Here is a 15,641-nt window from a genome sequence, read left to right as displayed (position 1 = left end):
CTATAGCTTGGGGACAGAACCAATCAATCGCTTGGTGTAGTCCGACTGAGGTGCATTATAAACCGAATCGGCAGGGCCCAACTCCACGGCTCTGCCGTTTTGCATTACCAGTATTCGATTGCTCATATATTTCACCACGGATAAATCGTGGGAGATAAACAGATATGTTAACCCCAAATCGTACTTTAACCTGTTGAGCAGGTTTAGTATCTGTGCCTGAATTGACACATCTAACGCCGAGACCATCTCGTCGCAAACCAATACCTTGGGGTTAACCGATAGTGCCCTTGCTATGGCAATCCGCTGCCTTTGACCACCCGAAAACTCATGCGGGTAGCGGTAGAAGCTGTTCGAGGAAAGCGAGACGTACTCCAGTAATTCCTTCGCTCTACTTTTAAGCTGACTCCAGCCGATGCTTGAATCGTAAAATGCAATGGGCTCCATTAGTGCCTCTCCTACGGTATGCCTGGGGTTTAGCGACGAATAGGGATCCTGAAAAACGAGCTGAACATCTTGCCTAAAAGCTGCCATCTCGACTTTAGTAAATAGTTTTATGTCTTTGCCATTATAGCAAATGGTTCCGTTTTGATAATGAGCCAACCCAAGGATCGCTCTACCCAGCGTGGTCTTTCCACAACCCGACTCACCAACCAACCCAAGGGTTTCGCCGGGGTAAAGATCTAGTGATAAGCTATCCACCGCCCTAAACGCTTCAACCGGTTTTCCAAAGAGATTACGCTTAAGCACATAATCGACCGATAAGCCTTTTATCTCGAGCAAAGGATCCTTTATGTAAAGGGTTTCGCTTTCGGCCCGAAGATCTCGCTCGCCCTCGTCGACTATCGCACTTTGATCTTCAAGCTGGCCTACAGTTGGTAGCTGCTTGGGTCGCTTATCGATGGGTGGCCGGCAGGCAATTAACCCCTTAGTGTAAGGATGTGTAGGCGAAGATAAAACTTTGGCTGTTGGCCCCTCCTCTACTATACAGCCATCTTTTAGCACCATGAGCCTGCTAGTAATCTGCGATACAACCCCCAGATCATGACTTATGAAGATTAGGCTCATTCTACGCTTGGCGATAATCCCTTTCAGCAAATTTAAAATCTCTTTCTGAACCGTAACGTCAAGAGCTGTAGTGGGCTCATCGGCAATTAATACAGAAGGATTACCTGCAAGCGCAATGGCAATCATAACCCGTTGCTTTTGACCTCCACTAAGCTCATGAGGATAGCTACGATAGGCTTTCTCGGGGCTAGGTAGCTGCATCTCCCTTAAAAGCGAAAGGCACTTGGCTTTCACCTTTTCTGCCGATAGCTCATTGTGTAGCGAAATGGCCTCCTCTACCTGCCGTCCACAGCGCATTGATGGATTGAGCGAGGTCATTGGCTCTTGAAAAATCATTGAAATAAGGCTCCCTCGCACCTCCTCAAACTTTGTGGCGGTTCCTAGTAAATTAATCTTTGAACTTTCATGAGTAAACAAACTGGCTGAACCGCTGGCTACCTCAGCTCCAGGTGGCAAAAGCCCCATAAGGCTTAATGCTGATATGGACTTTCCAGATCCAGACTCGCCCACTAGTCCCAAAGCTTCGCCAGGTGCGAGAGCAAGCGCAAAATTGCTAAGCACCTGGTTTTGCCCAAACCATACGTTTAGCCCCTTAACATCGAGAATGGGATTTGTGTTTTGATTTTCAGCCATCTGGATATTGTTGTGGTGTTGAAAGAGCACCCCTGCATACCTAATGGTTGCCTGTTTGCTCCTGCGCAAAGATACGCTGCGTAATATAACGGACAGGGAAGCGAGCAGCAAAGTAGCCTATGGCAAAAACTACCACAAGTACACCAAGAATATCCAGTGGTTGTATTTCAACAGGATAAGCATCTATGATAAACTCTCCAGTGCCTTCGAGTCGAACCAACTTAAATGTTATTTGCATCCAGCAAATAATCAGCCCTAAAATGGCACCTATTGCTGTTCCAGCAATGGAAATTAGCAATCCTTCGGTAACAAAAATCTTTTGAATTGTGTTGTTGTCGGCACCAAGGCTCTTGAGGGTTTCAACATCCTTTCGCTTATCAATAATAAGCATCGACAGCGTTCCAATAATGTTGAACGAGGCAATAAAAAGGATGAATGAAAGAATTAGTCCTGCTGCCATTTTTTCGGTCTTCAGAGTTCGATACAATGACTCATTCTGTTGATATCGATTCAGAACCTTGAAATCTTGGCCTAGAATATTTTGTAGCTCCTGCTGTGTCCGCTCCAAATTTGCTTTGGGATCCAGCTTAATCTCCACAGCGGTTACCTCATGCGTAAGGTTTAAAAGCCCCCGAACAAACTCAATGGGTGAAAAAATAGTTTGTGTATCAAAATCCTGCTCAATTGCAAATACCCCAGAGGGCATAATGACCTTGGAAGTAAATGCTGTTGCTGTTGATATGGTGGGTAGTCTTCCTTTGCGTGGCATAAACACCTCCAGCGGGTCGAAGTGTGCTAGGTTGGCATTTAGGTATAGTGCTGCCCCATGCCCCATTATGGCCATGGGCTGACTACCGCGCCACAGCATAAACTCTCCATCCACCATCATGGAGTCGATACCAATAAGGTCGGGGTAGTTCCGGCTAACCCCTTTAATCGTTCCAATATGCTGCTTGTTACGATACTTAAAGATTGCATTTTCTTCAAGCACTTCGGAAAAAACTGCCACCGAGGAGTGATTTCGAACCTCATCCAATCGACTTAGCGTATCGGGAAATGTTTTACCCTCCACCAGGGTAATTTTAATATCGGAATCGACAATGGAGTACATACTGCGTAGCAGCGAATCAAAGCCGTTAAAAACCGATAGGATAACCACCAAGGCCATAACCCCAACTGCCATTCCCACCACCGAAATCAGCGAAATGATGTTTATTATGTTATGCGATTTTTTTGCAAACAAATACCGACGGGCTATGTAAAAGGGGAAATTCATAGGTGCTCTTTTAGCAGGGTTTAACGCAAAGATAGATAACCTCATCCATGGGTAGAGCGTATCGTTTTGCCAAATTTTGCGGAATGCTATTCACGTAGTTATCCTCGGTTACTATGAAACCTACACTACGTAAACGCTGGGCGTAATCGCGGCCGTATAACCGCAGGTGGTCGCGCTGCCCGTAATGGAGCTCACGTAAATTGGGTGTATTAATGGTGCTATCCTCCAGGGTTATTTCGAGATTGATATCAAGAGGAACCTGAAAGATACCAAAGCCCCCGGGTTTCATCACCCTATACATCTCCTCCATCGCCTTTATATCGTTTGGCACGTGCTCTAGTACGTGGTTACATAGTATTACATCAAACGTATTGCTTTCCATGGGAATATTCTGCACATCGAGCTTTACCTTTGCCCAGGGGGAATTCAGGTCGGCTGTTGTGTAATCGAGGTTTGGCAGCTTGGCAAATCGTTTTATAAAGCAATACTCTGGTGCTATATGCAACACCTTGCTGTTTGAAGTAAAAAAGTTGGTTCGCTCCTTTAGGTACAGCCAAATTAGCCTGTGCCTTTCCAACGACATAGAATCGGGGGCAAGTGCATTTGGCCGCATCTTAATACGCCCATAGGGTAAAAGCTTTCTATACTTAACTCCCATAATTGGATCCTCAAACCTACTGCCCCTATAAAACAACCCAACTACCTTAAGAACTACGCCAGCAAACCGCTGCAGATGGTGACGAGGAATAAATCTACTGGTGGTTGATATGATATGCTTTAGCATAGTTGCTACTTAAGTAGTCGATCGATATTTTCGATGTAGTCTAACGAATCGTCGATATAAAAAGCCAGCTCTGGAACCACTCGCATTTGATTGCGAATGCGTTGCCCTAAATCGTAGCGAATAGCCTTGGACTGCTGCTTTATCAGTTCTAGTGTCTCCTCCTTATTCTCGGTGGGGAATATGCTTACGTATACTTTTGCTAGTCCTAAATCGGGGCTTACCCTAACAGAAGTAACTGTTACCATCTTGCCCATAAACGATTGTGCCTGACGCTGGAATATCTCACCCAAATCCTTCTGAATTTGCCGCGATACTTTACTTAGTCTTGTGCTTTCCATCTCCTTTCCCTCCTATTGTTAAAAATGTATGCAAATATAAGGATTTGTTACAAATAGTTTTAGAAAGAGCAAAACAAGGCTCTCCTAAAACATACTACAACTATTACTTGCTTGGTTTGCCTACTCGGCATCTATTGCCCTGTTAATAAAAGCAATTAGCGGTTGCATTAGCTTGTACATCGATTCGGCATAGTCTAATATATCGCTCGATAGTAGCTGCTGATTACTTAGGGTATGTAATGGGGTAATGCTTTTGAGCTTAAGGTACTCGGCCACTTTCGACTGGGGTGAAAAACCTGTGGGAACCCTTTTTAACGAATCATCGCCAAGAGAGGGAAACACCTTTACAAACTGTGGCTCGTCGACAATGGCAATAAAATCATCGGCATAAAAATCTATATCTTCCCTTACCTTCTTAATGATGCTGTTGGGTGCATGGTATATTCCTCCCGACAGGAAAGATGCGTTGGGTTCAACATGAAAATAGTAACCAGCATACATACCCTTTCGGCCACCCTTAGCAATGTAGGCACCCATATTGGTTTTGTAAGGGCTCTTGTCGTGCGAGAATCGAACATCGCGAAATATTCGGAAAACACAATCCTTTGCTTCAAGTGTAGCCAGGCTTTGGTCAAAAGAGGACAGCTTGGCAATCAGATGCTCAACAAAGAGGTTGAAACTATCCCTAACCTGCTCATAACGATTACGATTCTCGTTAAACCACTCTCGATTATTGTTATGCCTTAAATCATCGAGGAATGCAAGGGTGTCGGGATGTATGTGCTCCATGGTGCCATTGGTTTACTCCACAGTAACGGACTTGGCCAGATTTCTAGGCTGGTCAACATCGCAACCACGCATTAGGGCAATGTGATAGGCCAGTAGCTGAAGGGGTATTACAGCCAGTAAAGACTCCACAATCTCGCTCGCCTTGGGTATCTCAATTACATGATCCGACATCGACTTGATAATTGTGTCGCCCTCGGTTACAATTGATATAACAACACCCTTGCGAGCCTTAACCTCCTGCACGTTGCTCACCACTTTTTCGTAGCTGCTATCCTGTGGTGCAATCACCACAACCGGCATCTTCTCGTCAATTAGGGCAATGGGGCCGTGCTTCATTTCTGCCGCAGGGTAACCCTCGGCGTGGATGTATGATATCTCCTTAAGCTTAAGAGCACCCTCTAGAGCTACGGGGAAAAAGTACCCGCGACCAAGGTACAGAAAGTTGGTGGAATCTTTAAAAATGGCTGATATCTCTCGAATTATCTCGTTCGACTCCAATATTTTCTCAATCTTATTTGGTACAGCCATCATCTCGCTAATAAGCTTCTCGTATCGGGCTTGGGAAATAATGTCGCGCTTGCGTCCCAATAGCATGGCCATTAGGGTTAGTACAGTTACTTGTGCCGTAAATGCTTTTGTTGATGCCACACCTATTTCGGGGCCAGCGTGGGTATATACTCCTGCATCGGTTTCGCGGGGAATACTTGACCCTACCACATTGCAAATGCCCAACACTATGGCTCCAGCCTCACGAGCCAAACGGATGGCCGCCAATGTATCGGCAGTTTCACCGCTTTGGCTTATGGCGATAACTATATCATCCTTATTGATAATGGGGTTTCTGTACCTAAACTCCGAGGCGTACTCCACCTCAACCGGTATGCGCGCAAACTCCTCGAGCAGGTATTCGCCCACAAGGGCAGCATGCCATGATGTGCCGCATCCAATTAGTACAATCCGCTTGGCTTTAACCAAGCGGGGCAGTACTTGGTATAATCCTCCAAGGTGAATATTCTTATGGTCGGCTGAAATTCTACCACGGAAGGTGTCTGTTATGCTTCGGGGCTGCTCGTAAATCTCCTTGAGCATGAAGTGATCGAACCCATTCTTTTCAATCTCCTCTAGATCTAAATCGAGGGTTTGAATTCGGGGCTCAAGCGCCTCGTTCATTACGGTCTTAAGCGATAGCTCATCCTTTTTAATTATTGCCACATCGTTATCGTTCAAAAAGATAACGCTATTGGTGTACTCAATAATTGGTGTAGCATCGGAAGCCACAAAGTATTCGCCATCACCCACGCCAATTACTAGGGGGCTACCCTTACGCGCAGCAATTAGGGTACCTGGCTCATCGCGGCAAATTACCACTATACCGTAGGCGCCCACCACCTTGGTTAGGGCCAGCCTTACAGCTATCTCAGCACTGATATTACCCTTGAGGTAGATGTACTCTATGAGGTTAACAAGGATCTCTGTATCCGTTTCGGAGTTAAACTTATACCCCCTACGCTCAAGCCTTGTCTTTAGGTGTCCATAGTTCTCTATTATCCCATTGTGAATGATCACAAAATGGCCATTCATTGAGGTGTGTGGGTGAGCATTTTCGTTGTTAGGCTCGCCATGTGTTGCCCAACGCGTATGACCTATTCCTATTGACCCATCGGTGGGGCTTGAGCCGATAAAACTCTCAAGATCCGATACCTTTCCCTTCTGCTTGTATACCTTTACGTCTCCATCGACAAGGCATACACCAGCCGAGTCGTACCCTCTGTACTCGAGTCGTTTTAATCCATTAACAATAACTTCGTAAGCTCTACGGCCTCCATTATATGCTACAATCCCACACATTGGCTTTTAAAATTTGGTATATGTAATAATTAGCTTCATCCTGCTACTGTGCACACCCGACCTTAGCACTGCACCATTGGCTCTAATGGAGCCATTGCGTGGTTCAATGTATATAATTTTACTCTGCTCGGGGTCGTTAAGCAGCGATTGTAAGTGATATGTAATATTAAAGCTGTAACGGTTTTTGCTTTTTCTATATTTCCCGCCAAAGTTCTCCTCATCATAAAGACGATCCAGAAGGTCGGCTGGCTTGCCATCCTTAAGAGTATACAAAAACAGCTGGTTAAGCAGCGTATCAGCAGGCATCCCTTCGTGATTCTCAAGTTCTATCTGCAATTCGGCTCTATTAATTGCCATAGGCATCTGACTGGCCCAATCGTAAATATCATCCAAAACAATCATTCCTCTTGCTGCGCCTAAACCCTTAACGTAAACAACGGTATCCTGCTCTGCTCCCTCTTGTGAGTTGAACTTCACGGCTAGCTCTGGGTCGGCAACCGAGAAATCATGCTGGAAATGGTTAAAGCGAGCACTACCATTTGCACTAAAAACAAGCGAATAGGTTAGGCTAGTAGTAGCATCCTCATCCTGCTCATCGTTTGAGTAGAAAACCGATAAGGTTGAGGCGGTATTAGTGTAATCAAAGTAATACATTCCCTTTGCGTAGGTGGCAAATGTGTTTTTGGGTGCTACATAAATGCCGGGAAAATGCTTCAGAAAATTTTCCTGGCTCGACATTATGGTTGTATCCTCTTGCGCAGCTATAATAAGCTTATTGTTAACCCATACAGGATCTATTGGTATTTTCAGAACCTTCTCCTCACCCGTGTATGGGAGAAGAGTTGCTCCAATTTCTGTTGATCCCACAAAATTATCAACGCTATTGAGTCCATTATAACCTACACCCAACGAGAGGGAGTCGACCAGTTCGTAGACACCAAAGTAGATTGGCTCGTTACCCAACTTATCGCTTAGGCTAAGGTAAAGGAATACCGAGTCGATAACAGGGTTAGTGCCCCATTTGTGGTTTGCGTTGGGAAGCAATATCTGCGAAAGGAATGATGCGCGGCTGCGACCAAAAATTGGGTCGAATGTTTCGCCCACCACGGCAGTACCAAACTGGGCTGTATTAAGCGAGTCGTAATCGCTGGTGTACACCGAAAATTGGAACGAGGTATCGGTCTTTACACGAAAAACATCGCCATCGGGAAGCAAATCACCCCCTAAAAAATCGGGAGGGGAAACACATTGCCAAAAAACTACGCTAAAAAACAAGAAAAAAAAAGGAAGCTTAATACCCTTAAATTTTTGAGAGAGAAAAGCGGAAGGGTTACTTTTTGTCATTGCCTGTACTGTTTAAAACCTTATCGTAAAACAAATTGATCTGATCTACATAATCGTCCATTCCATGGTAGTTGAGAACTGGTTTCTTAAGCGACTTTGCATGCTCATCGAGTTCCGATTCAACCTTCGGACTTCCAAATATTATGCCATCAGAATACTTCAGCGCAAACTTAGTTAAGTTTATGTAATCGGGAGTGTTAAGAAGTTCTAAATCTTTCTTGGTGATGTTCTCGAGCTGAAGCTTGCTTTTGATGTTGGAGTCGAGGGCCGGAGTAAAGGCGTCATCGTACATTGAGTACACCACCTTTGCCTTGGCAAATATTGGATCCTCTCGGTAGGTCTGCTTCACCAGAATAGGAATCATTGATGAGAACCAGCCATGGCAGTGCACAATATCGGGAGCCCAGCGCAACTTTTTTACGGTTTCCATAACACCTCGGGCAAAAAAGATGGCTCGCTCATCGTTATCGGGGTAGTAGTTCCCCTTCTCGTCGGTTAGCGTGGTTTTTCGCTGAAAGTAATCCTCGTTATCAATAAAGTAAACCTGCATCCTGGCGCTTTGTATCGATGCAACCTTTATGATCAGGGGGTGATCGGCATCGCTAATTACCAAGTTCATTCCCGAAAGGCGAATAACCTCATGCAGCTGGTTTCTGCGCTCGTTAATACTGCCCCAACGGGGCATAAACGTGCGTATTTCTCTTCCCTTCTCCTGAATTCCCTGTGGTAAGTTCCTCCCAATTATCGACATATCATTCTCGTCGATATAGGGGGTAATCTCCTGAGAGACGAACAGTACTTTTACGCTTTTCATTTCACTTTATTTTCTCAACCACAATATGTTATAAGATAAAACAGAGGGGTTAGTAGCACTGAAATGCCCCCCAATTTTTCTTGATACAAAAGTATAAAAAAAAATCCACAATTAAGTGGCAAGGTGTTTTTCTATTTGATTTTCAGACGATATAGAAATCTCTTGCGGAGAGTTGAGCATCGTCTTCTGGTTTTAAAAAATGCAATAATACACAACCTAACTGGCTTAAAATCTTTGCAGAAGTATATATTGTGTTCGGGCAACCGCTTGTCGACAATATCGCTACACAATCATTTGCTATGCTGTAGCCTTTTAGGCAATAAAAGTTTTTGTTGATATTGGTTTAAGATTTACCTTTGTGCCCTTCAAATAGATTTACACTACTAATAATGAAAATAGTAAATACCATTGAGGAATTAAGTTCGCACCTTCAAGCAACACGTGATGGTGGGCGCAGCATTGGGTTTGTTCCTACAATGGGGGCATTACATAAAGGGCACACCGAGCTAATGCGCATTGCCCGTGAGCAAAACCAAGTGGTTGTGGCAAGCATATTTGTTAACCCAACCCAGTTTAACAACCCCAACGACCTACGTAACTACCCTCGTACCCTCGATGAAGACCTAAGCAAGTGCGAGCAGATAGGAGTTGATATAGTGTTTGCTCCTACCGTTGAAGAGATATACCCCGAAACGGATACCCGTAAATTCGAATTCGGCAATCTCGATAAGGTTATGGAGGGTAAGCACAGGCCCGGACACTTTAATGGGGTTGCTCAGGTTGTGAGCAAGCTCTTCGACGCCGTTGACCCAACACGCGCATATTTTGGTCAAAAGGACTATCAACAGCTGGCCGTTATTCGTCATCTTGTTGAGATGCTCAAACTAGATGTCGAGATTATTGGCTGCCCTACAATTCGCGAAAACGATGGTCTTGCCATGAGCTCAAGGAATATGCTGCTCACACCCGATCAACGGAAAAGTTCTCCTCTAATCGCAAAAACTCTTTTCGAAGCTCGAAACAAAAAGGAGCAATTCAGCGTTAAAGAACTGATGCGATGGGTTGTTAATCAAATTAATAGCGACCCCCTGCTAAATGTAGAGTACTTTGAGATAGCAAACGCTAAAACGCTTGAACCCATTGGTAATTGGAGCGAGTCTGCCGAAGCAGTAGGCTGTATTGCTGTGCAAGTGGGTGATGTAAGACTTATCGATAACATCTTATTTTAACTAGTTACTAAGTAGGCAAACAATGTATATTGAAGTTGTAAAATCAAAAATTCATCAGGCAAGGGTTACCGAGGCCAACCTATATTACGTAGGCAGTATAACCATCGATGAGGATCTGTTGGATGCAGCAAACCTTATTGAGCATGAAAAGGTACAGGTGGTTAATATCAACAATGGTGAGCGCCTCGAAACATACATTATTAAGGGCAAAAGGGGATCGGGCGAGATTTGCCTCAATGGACCTGCTGCTCGTAAGTGTACTGTTGGCGACACTGTAATTATTATGTCGTACGCCATGATGGACTTCGAAGAGGCCAAAACGTTTCAACCCTCCATTATATTTCCCGATACCGAAACCAATAAGCTGGTGTAGTAGCCAGCCAAGCACCCTTTGCCAGTGAAGCGCTCCGTAAAAGGTACGGTAAAAATCATTCTGCTATTAGTAGTTGCCATTGCATTGCTATATCTTGCCTTCAGGGATATCAATGTTGAGCAGCTGGTGGCTGGATTTAAAAACGCAAACTATTTTTGGGTTGCCTTGGCCGCAGTGGCGGCTATTGCAGCGCACATGGTAAGGGCTCTCCGATGGCGATTGCTTATAGAGCCCCTAGGATACAAGCCGTCCCTTACCAACACCCTTGGTGCGCTTATGGTTGGATATATGGCCAACTTGGTATTCCCTCGCATTGGCGAGATAACACGCTGCGGATCGCTTCGTAAATCCGACAACATTCCTTTCGATTCGCTTATTGGAACTGTGATTGTTGAGCGTGCCTTCGACCTACTGGTGATGTTGGCGCTTACCTTGCTTGTTTTTGTTATCCGTATCGAATTTTTTGGGAGTTTCATATGGAACAGCGCCCTTGTCCCAATTGCCAACAAGGTTCAGGGGCTAGTAACTAATGCTCCTGCTATTCTGGTTGCTTCGCTTGTTATGGGGGTTGCGCTTATTGTTCTAATCCGCAAAAACGTTTTTGGCAAGAAGTTTCATGATAAGGTATCAAAGTTTTTTTGGGGATTAGTAGATGGGGTTAGGGCCGTTTTTACTATGAAGCGCCGAGGAGCGTTCTTTGTGTACACATTCATGCTGTGGTTCTTCTACTGGATTATGACATGGCTTATGGTATTCTCCATTGAGGCAACGAGTAACCTTGGCCCCACCGATGGTTTATTTCTACTTGTTGTTGGCTCCTTTGGAATGGCTGCCCCTGTGCAGGGTGGTTTTGGAGCCTACCATATTATAACTGCAATGGCATTGGGTATATACGGTATTTCAAAAGAGGATGGTTTGATTTACGCCGTAATATCACATGAGTCGCAAACATTACTTTTCATAATTCTTGGGCTTGCGTTTCTTGTTTACTTCTTTTTTAAATTCCGCAAAAAGGGTTCTGCCCCGGTTAATTCAACATCGGCTTCCTAGAGTATTTCTTTGCATGCTTCACCCCTTAATTGTTTTCAACCTCTAATCCCGATGAATTTTCATCACATCCAATCTATTTAGCTAACTTTGTTCATTCCACAACCTAACAGTTATTGATATGGACAAAAAAGATATACTGGACAAGAAGGTACTTGGTAGAGCTGAGCTTGAGCGCCTGCTTGCCTATTGGAACTTCAAGGGGCAAAAAGTATCGCTAGCCTATGGCACCTTCGATGTGCTTAAACCCGGCACCATCGATATGATTATTCAAGCATCGAACAGGGGTGATGTTTTGCTTGTTGCGGTTAAAACCGATGAGCTTGTTGCTAACCACAAAGGCGAAGGAAATCCCACCAACCATCATTGCAACAGGGCCTTTGCGCTAGCTTCGCTACAGCTGGTGTCGGCTGTTCACGTTGTGAACACCGAGGATCCATCCGAACTTATCGATCTGGTTAAGCCCACTGCCGTGGTTTGCTGCAAGCATGCTGTGGATATTGAAACTCGAGCATTCGACAGGGTGCACGATTGGGGCGGAGAAGTTATACAGCTCGACACAGATAGACCTATTAAGTACCACAAGGACAGCTGTTGCTGCGACTAACTTAAGCATAACCAATGGCCAAGGTAAAAACAAGCTATGTTTGCCAGAACTGTGGGGTTGAATCGGCAAAGTGGGTGGGCCGGTGCCCCTCATGCGGCGAATGGAACACCTACGTTGAGGAACGGGTAAGCCAAGGCAAGCAACGACATGGACTGGTTGAGGTATCGCGAAGCGCTACGCCCAAAGCACTCAAGGAAATTGAGTCGAGTAACGAACGCCGATTGAGCACCGGAATTGAGGAGCTCAACCGCATTCTAGGCGGTGGGTTGGTGGCTGGATCGTTAGTGCTTTTGGGGGGCGAACCCGGTATTGGCAAATCGACCCTGGCGCTTCAAATGGCGCTAAAGCTTAACCACCTGAAAGTGCTTTACGTTTCGGGCGAGGAGAGCGCTCGTCAGGTGAAGCTCCGAGCCGATAGGCTAACCAATGGCGAATCTGAGTGCCTAATCCTTAACGAAACGTTACTGGACAACATCCTAACCCAGGCTAAGAACACTGAGCCCGACCTCCTGGTAATCGACTCTATACAAACGCTATACACCGACACCATCGATTCGTCGCCTGGGTCGGTATCGCAGGTTAGGGAGTGCGCCGTTGCGCTATTGCGCTATGCAAAAACCACCGGTATACCCATTATTCTTATAGGCCATATTACCAAGGATGGCAGTATTGCCGGCCCCAAGGTGCTTGAGCATATTGTAGATGTGGTGCTACAGTTCGAGGGCGACAGCAACTACCTGTATCGTATACTCCGATCCATTAAAAACCGTTTTGGGTCAACCGCAGAGCTGGGCATATTCGAGATGCAGTCCGCTGGGCTTATGGAGGTGCCAAACCCGTCGGAGATACTCCTCTCGCATCGCGACGAGGCGCTTAGCGGCGTAGCCATATCAGCATCCATGGATGGCTCCCGACCCTTCCTTATAGAAACCCAAGCCTTGGTTAGCACTGCAGCCTACGGAACACCTCAACGATCCTCAACAGGATACGATACCCGAAGACTAAACATGATACTGGCAGTGCTCGAAAAGCGTGCGGGCTTTAAGCTGGCCACTAAGGATGTTTTCCTGAACCTGGCAGGAGGGCTAAAGGTAACCGACCCCGCTATGGATATGGCCGTGGTGGCTGCCGTACTCTCCTCTAACTTCGATTTAACAATACCCACCTCCATATGCTTTGCGGCAGAGGTTGGGCTCTCGGGCGAAATAAGGCAGGTAAGCCGGGTCGACCAGAGAGTGGCCGAGGCCGCAAAGCTGGGATTCGAAAAGATATTTATATCCAAATACAGCCTGAAAGACGAGGGTAAATTTGTGAAGAATATAGAGCTGGTTAGGGTTTCGAAGATTGAGGAGCTGGTTAGGGCGCTTTTTAAATGACGAATGATAATCAATGTCGTTTAGTTAAGGTAGTAGTTCTCTTCAAATGACTACTTATGTTATCCTCCCTTTGTGGACCCTTAACTTCGTTGAGATCACCGCCAACTGGCGGTTCGGTTGTGCATTCTTCGTGGATCACTTCGGTAAACGCAGTGCATCGCTTTGTGTAACCAATTGAAATGCAGTACAAAACCACACCCGTCAACTGACAGGCAAGAAGAAGGCTCAAAACCAGTTTGCCGAACAGGCAGGAACACAAAGACCGATATTAACTAGTTGGCGTTCATTGCAAGACCGAAGATCACGAACCGATATCCTGAATAGATTTCTTTTCCTTATATTTGAAATTCAATAATATATATGAATTTATGCCTGAAAATCAAAATGTTGAGTGGAAAGAATCTTGGAAAGATGAATACCTGAAATGGATTTGTGGTTTCGCAAATGCCACAGGAGGCAAGTTGATTATTGGAATAAACGATGAAGGAAAAGTTATTGGTGTTGAAAACTCTAAAAAACTGCTCCAAGATATTCCGAACAAAATTCAAACCCAATTAGGAATAATCTGTAATGTTAATCTTATAGAAGAAAACGCATTAGAAATAATTGAGATTGATGTAAAGCCTTATGATATTGCTATATCCTTTCAAGGGAAATACCATTATAGAAGCGGTAGCACTAAACAGGAGCTGAAAGGGAAGGCTTTAAATGAGTTCCTTTTAAAAAAGTCGGGAAGAACTTGGGATGACGTTATTGAAAATAGAGCAACCCTAGATGATATTAACCCAAAGGCAATTGATGCATTTATCAAAGCGGCTGTGAGTAGTAAAAGAATGTCTTTCATTGAAAATGAAACAAATGCAGAGATAATCCTAGACAATTTATTATTGAGGGAAAATGGAGGCATAAAGCGTTCTGCAATAGTTTTATTCGGGAAGAATCCTTGCAAATTTTACATAAATGCCTTTGTAAAAATTGGACGTTTCGGGAAAACTGATGACGACCTGTTATTTCAGGAAGTAGTTGAAGGGAATGCGTTTCAAATTGCCGATAAAACACTTGAAATGCTAGATAAAAAATCACTACTGACCGACTAATAAATATAGATTTCTCGCTTCGCTCGAAATGACAGTACTTTCAAGAGGTCTCAGGGGCGAGGGGGTGAAGGCGGCTACGCCGCCTTCACCCCCTCGCCCCTGACAGCATAACAGCCTGTCATTTCGAGCGAAGCGAGAAATCTATCACATTATTATCATTTTACAAAATACTTAGTCGGACACTAATGATAAAAAATTCCTAATTTCTCCTATTTCCTATGAAGGACTTTATCGAGTTGAAAAATGGGAATACCCCTATAAGGCAGTAAGAGAAGCAATTATTAACGCAATAGTTCATCGTGATTATTCAGGAGCCCCAGTTCAGATTAGCGTTTATGACGACAAGATTATGATATGGAATGAAGGCAAACTACCTGAAGGCATATCAATTGAAGACTTAAAACAAAAACATTCATCAAGACCATACAATCCAACAATTGCAAGCGTTTTCTTTAAGGGAGGTCTAATTGAGGCTTGGGGCAGAGGAACGATTAACATAATCAGCGAATGTGTAAAAGTAGGACTTCCAGAACCTATTTTTGAATCAGTTTTTGGAGGAATTTCCGTAAAACTCTTTAAATCGTACACAGAAAAACAGTTGATTGAAAAGGGTTTGAATGAAAGACAAATTAAAGCAGTTTTTTATTGTAGAGAGAACGAGTTTATTAACAATAGCACATACCAATTAATTTGCGAAACCTCGGAAAGAACTGCAACACGTGATTTGGAATTTTTAGTTGAGGTTGGGGTTTTTGAAAAATTGGGTGAGAAGAAAGGTACAAAATATAAACTTATTCGTGCCTGATAAATGGCGGTTATTTGGCGGATAAAACATAAGTTTGGCGGAAATATGGCGGAAATAAACAACGAAACGCCAACAAGGGGTGTAGTCTCGTCTCGTCATTTTCTGACGAGACGAGATGGGTTGACATTGGAACTTCGGAGCGGCTTCGCCCGCTCCGGCCCTGCTTGCCAAAACGTCAGTACAGCCAGGGTTTTCGTCGGGGGATCCGCCGGCTGG

Annotated in this window: 15 protein-coding genes; 7 read left to right on the top strand and 8 right to left on the bottom strand. The window is 44.6% G+C overall.

The features are described from left to right. The 8 genes from G8O23_RS10065 to G8O23_RS10030 all read right to left on the bottom strand — a co-directional run bounded on the left by G8O23_RS10065 (nucleotide 1) and on the right by G8O23_RS10030 (nucleotide 8,891). Nucleotides 1–1,698 carry an ABC transporter ATP-binding protein gene (locus G8O23_RS10065; RefSeq protein ID WP_166364374.1) on the bottom strand — a complete coding sequence of 566 codons (1,698 nt, stop codon included), beginning with the start codon at nucleotides 1,696–1,698 and terminating at the stop codon, nucleotides 1–3. 40 nt (nucleotides 1,699–1,738) lie between these two features. Continuing rightward, a complete protein-coding gene (locus tag G8O23_RS10060) occupies nucleotides 1,739–2,974 on the bottom strand; it encodes an FtsX-like permease family protein (RefSeq protein WP_166364372.1) in 1,236 nt (411 codons plus the stop codon). A gap of 10 nt (nucleotides 2,975–2,984) precedes the next feature. Beyond that, nucleotides 2,985–3,758 carry a class I SAM-dependent methyltransferase gene (locus G8O23_RS10055; protein WP_166364370.1) on the bottom strand — a complete coding sequence of 258 codons (774 nt, stop codon included), beginning with the start codon at nucleotides 3,756–3,758 and terminating at the stop codon, nucleotides 2,985–2,987. 5 nt (nucleotides 3,759–3,763) lie between these two features. Then, nucleotides 3,764–4,096 (bottom strand): 30S ribosome-binding factor RbfA, encoded by a 333-nt coding sequence (rbfA, locus tag G8O23_RS10050; protein WP_166364368.1) that lies wholly within the window; start codon nucleotides 4,094–4,096, stop codon nucleotides 3,764–3,766. Between the two features lie 120 nt (nucleotides 4,097–4,216). Then, entirely contained in the window at nucleotides 4,217–4,885 is a 669-nt protein-coding gene (locus G8O23_RS10045) for a DUF2461 domain-containing protein (protein WP_166364366.1), read from the bottom strand. A 12-nt stretch (nucleotides 4,886–4,897) separates the two neighbouring features. Continuing rightward, on the bottom strand, nucleotides 4,898–6,733 hold the full coding sequence (glmS, locus tag G8O23_RS10040) for a glutamine--fructose-6-phosphate transaminase (isomerizing) (RefSeq protein ID WP_166364364.1): 1,836 nt from the start codon (nucleotides 6,731–6,733) through the stop codon (nucleotides 4,898–4,900). 6 nt (nucleotides 6,734–6,739) lie between these two features. Then, a complete protein-coding gene (locus tag G8O23_RS10035; protein WP_166364362.1) occupies nucleotides 6,740–8,077 on the bottom strand; it encodes a DUF4270 family protein in 1,338 nt (445 codons plus the stop codon). Further along, a complete protein-coding gene (locus tag G8O23_RS10030) occupies nucleotides 8,064–8,891 on the bottom strand; it encodes a glycogen/starch synthase (protein WP_166364360.1) in 828 nt (275 codons plus the stop codon). The genes G8O23_RS10035 and G8O23_RS10030 overlap by 14 nt, the downstream gene beginning before the upstream one ends. 389 nt (nucleotides 8,892–9,280) lie before the next feature. On the opposite strand from G8O23_RS10030, the gene panC reads away from it, so the two are divergent. The 7 genes from panC to G8O23_RS09995 all read left to right on the top strand — a co-directional run bounded on the left by panC (nucleotide 9,281) and on the right by G8O23_RS09995 (nucleotide 15,425). Continuing rightward, the gene (gene panC / locus G8O23_RS10025) at nucleotides 9,281–10,120 is read left to right on the top strand and encodes a pantoate--beta-alanine ligase (RefSeq protein ID WP_166364358.1); all 840 of its coding nucleotides are present in this window, start codon (nucleotides 9,281–9,283) and stop codon (nucleotides 10,118–10,120) included. 22 nt (nucleotides 10,121–10,142) lie between these two features. Further along, nucleotides 10,143–10,493: an aspartate 1-decarboxylase gene (panD, locus tag G8O23_RS10020; protein ID WP_166364356.1), complete on the top strand. Its 351-nt coding sequence runs from the start codon at nucleotides 10,143–10,145 to the stop codon at nucleotides 10,491–10,493. Nucleotides 10,494–10,517: 24 nt separating this feature from the next. Continuing rightward, a complete protein-coding gene (locus G8O23_RS10015) occupies nucleotides 10,518–11,543 on the top strand; it encodes a lysylphosphatidylglycerol synthase transmembrane domain-containing protein (RefSeq protein ID WP_166364354.1) in 1,026 nt (341 codons plus the stop codon). 118 nt (nucleotides 11,544–11,661) lie between these two features. Next, complete coding sequence (locus tag G8O23_RS10010) at nucleotides 11,662–12,147, top strand: nucleotidyl transferase family protein (protein WP_166364352.1); 486 nt, start codon at nucleotides 11,662–11,664, stop codon at nucleotides 12,145–12,147. Nucleotides 12,148–12,161: 14 nt separating this feature from the next. Next, nucleotides 12,162–13,523 (top strand): DNA repair protein RadA, encoded by a 1,362-nt coding sequence (gene radA / locus G8O23_RS10005; protein WP_166364350.1) that lies wholly within the window; start codon nucleotides 12,162–12,164, stop codon nucleotides 13,521–13,523. Between the two features lie 368 nt (nucleotides 13,524–13,891). Beyond that, nucleotides 13,892–14,620 carry an AlbA family DNA-binding domain-containing protein gene (locus tag G8O23_RS10000; RefSeq protein WP_166364348.1) on the top strand — a complete coding sequence of 243 codons (729 nt, stop codon included), beginning with the start codon at nucleotides 13,892–13,894 and terminating at the stop codon, nucleotides 14,618–14,620. A 202-nt stretch (nucleotides 14,621–14,822) separates the two neighbouring features. Beyond that, complete coding sequence (locus G8O23_RS09995; protein WP_166364426.1) at nucleotides 14,823–15,425, top strand: ATP-binding protein; 603 nt, start codon at nucleotides 14,823–14,825, stop codon at nucleotides 15,423–15,425. Nucleotides 15,426–15,641: the final 216 nt, after the last annotated feature.

The organism is Perlabentimonas gracilis (assembly GCF_011174675.1).
In the GTDB taxonomy this organism is placed as follows: Bacteria; Bacteroidota; Bacteroidia; order Bacteroidales; family Tenuifilaceae; genus Perlabentimonas; species Perlabentimonas gracilis.
Note: the sequence above shows the minus strand (reverse complement) of the source record. Positions and strands in the feature narration are given on the sequence as shown.

Coding starts and splice junctions, on each gene's coding strand:
- G8O23_RS10030 (WP_166364360.1), bottom strand. CDS start 8,891: ATGAAAAGCGTAAAAGTACTGTTCGTCTCTCAGGAGATTACCCCCTAT.
- G8O23_RS10045 (WP_166364366.1), bottom strand. CDS start 4,885: ATGGAGCACATACATCCCGACACCCTTGCATTCCTCGATGATTTAAGG.
- rbfA (WP_166364368.1), bottom strand. CDS start 4,096: ATGGAAAGCACAAGACTAAGTAAAGTATCGCGGCAAATTCAGAAGGAT.
- G8O23_RS10065 (WP_166364374.1), bottom strand. CDS start 1,698: ATGGCTGAAAATCAAAACACAAATCCCATTCTCGATGTTAAGGGGCTA.
- G8O23_RS10035 (WP_166364362.1), bottom strand. CDS start 8,077: ATGACAAAAAGTAACCCTTCCGCTTTTCTCTCTCAAAAATTTAAGGGT.
- G8O23_RS10060 (WP_166364372.1), bottom strand. CDS start 2,974: ATGAATTTCCCCTTTTACATAGCCCGTCGGTATTTGTTTGCAAAAAAA.
- G8O23_RS10010 (WP_166364352.1), top strand. CDS start 11,662: ATGGACAAAAAAGATATACTGGACAAGAAGGTACTTGGTAGAGCTGAG.
- G8O23_RS10000 (WP_166364348.1), top strand. CDS start 13,892: ATGCCTGAAAATCAAAATGTTGAGTGGAAAGAATCTTGGAAAGATGAA.
- glmS (WP_166364364.1), bottom strand. CDS start 6,733: ATGTGTGGGATTGTAGCATATAATGGAGGCCGTAGAGCTTACGAAGTT.
- G8O23_RS10055 (WP_166364370.1), bottom strand. CDS start 3,758: ATGCTAAAGCATATCATATCAACCACCAGTAGATTTATTCCTCGTCAC.
- panC (WP_166364358.1), top strand. CDS start 9,281: ATGAAAATAGTAAATACCATTGAGGAATTAAGTTCGCACCTTCAAGCA.
- radA (WP_166364350.1), top strand. CDS start 12,162: ATGGCCAAGGTAAAAACAAGCTATGTTTGCCAGAACTGTGGGGTTGAA.
- panD (WP_166364356.1), top strand. CDS start 10,143: ATGTATATTGAAGTTGTAAAATCAAAAATTCATCAGGCAAGGGTTACC.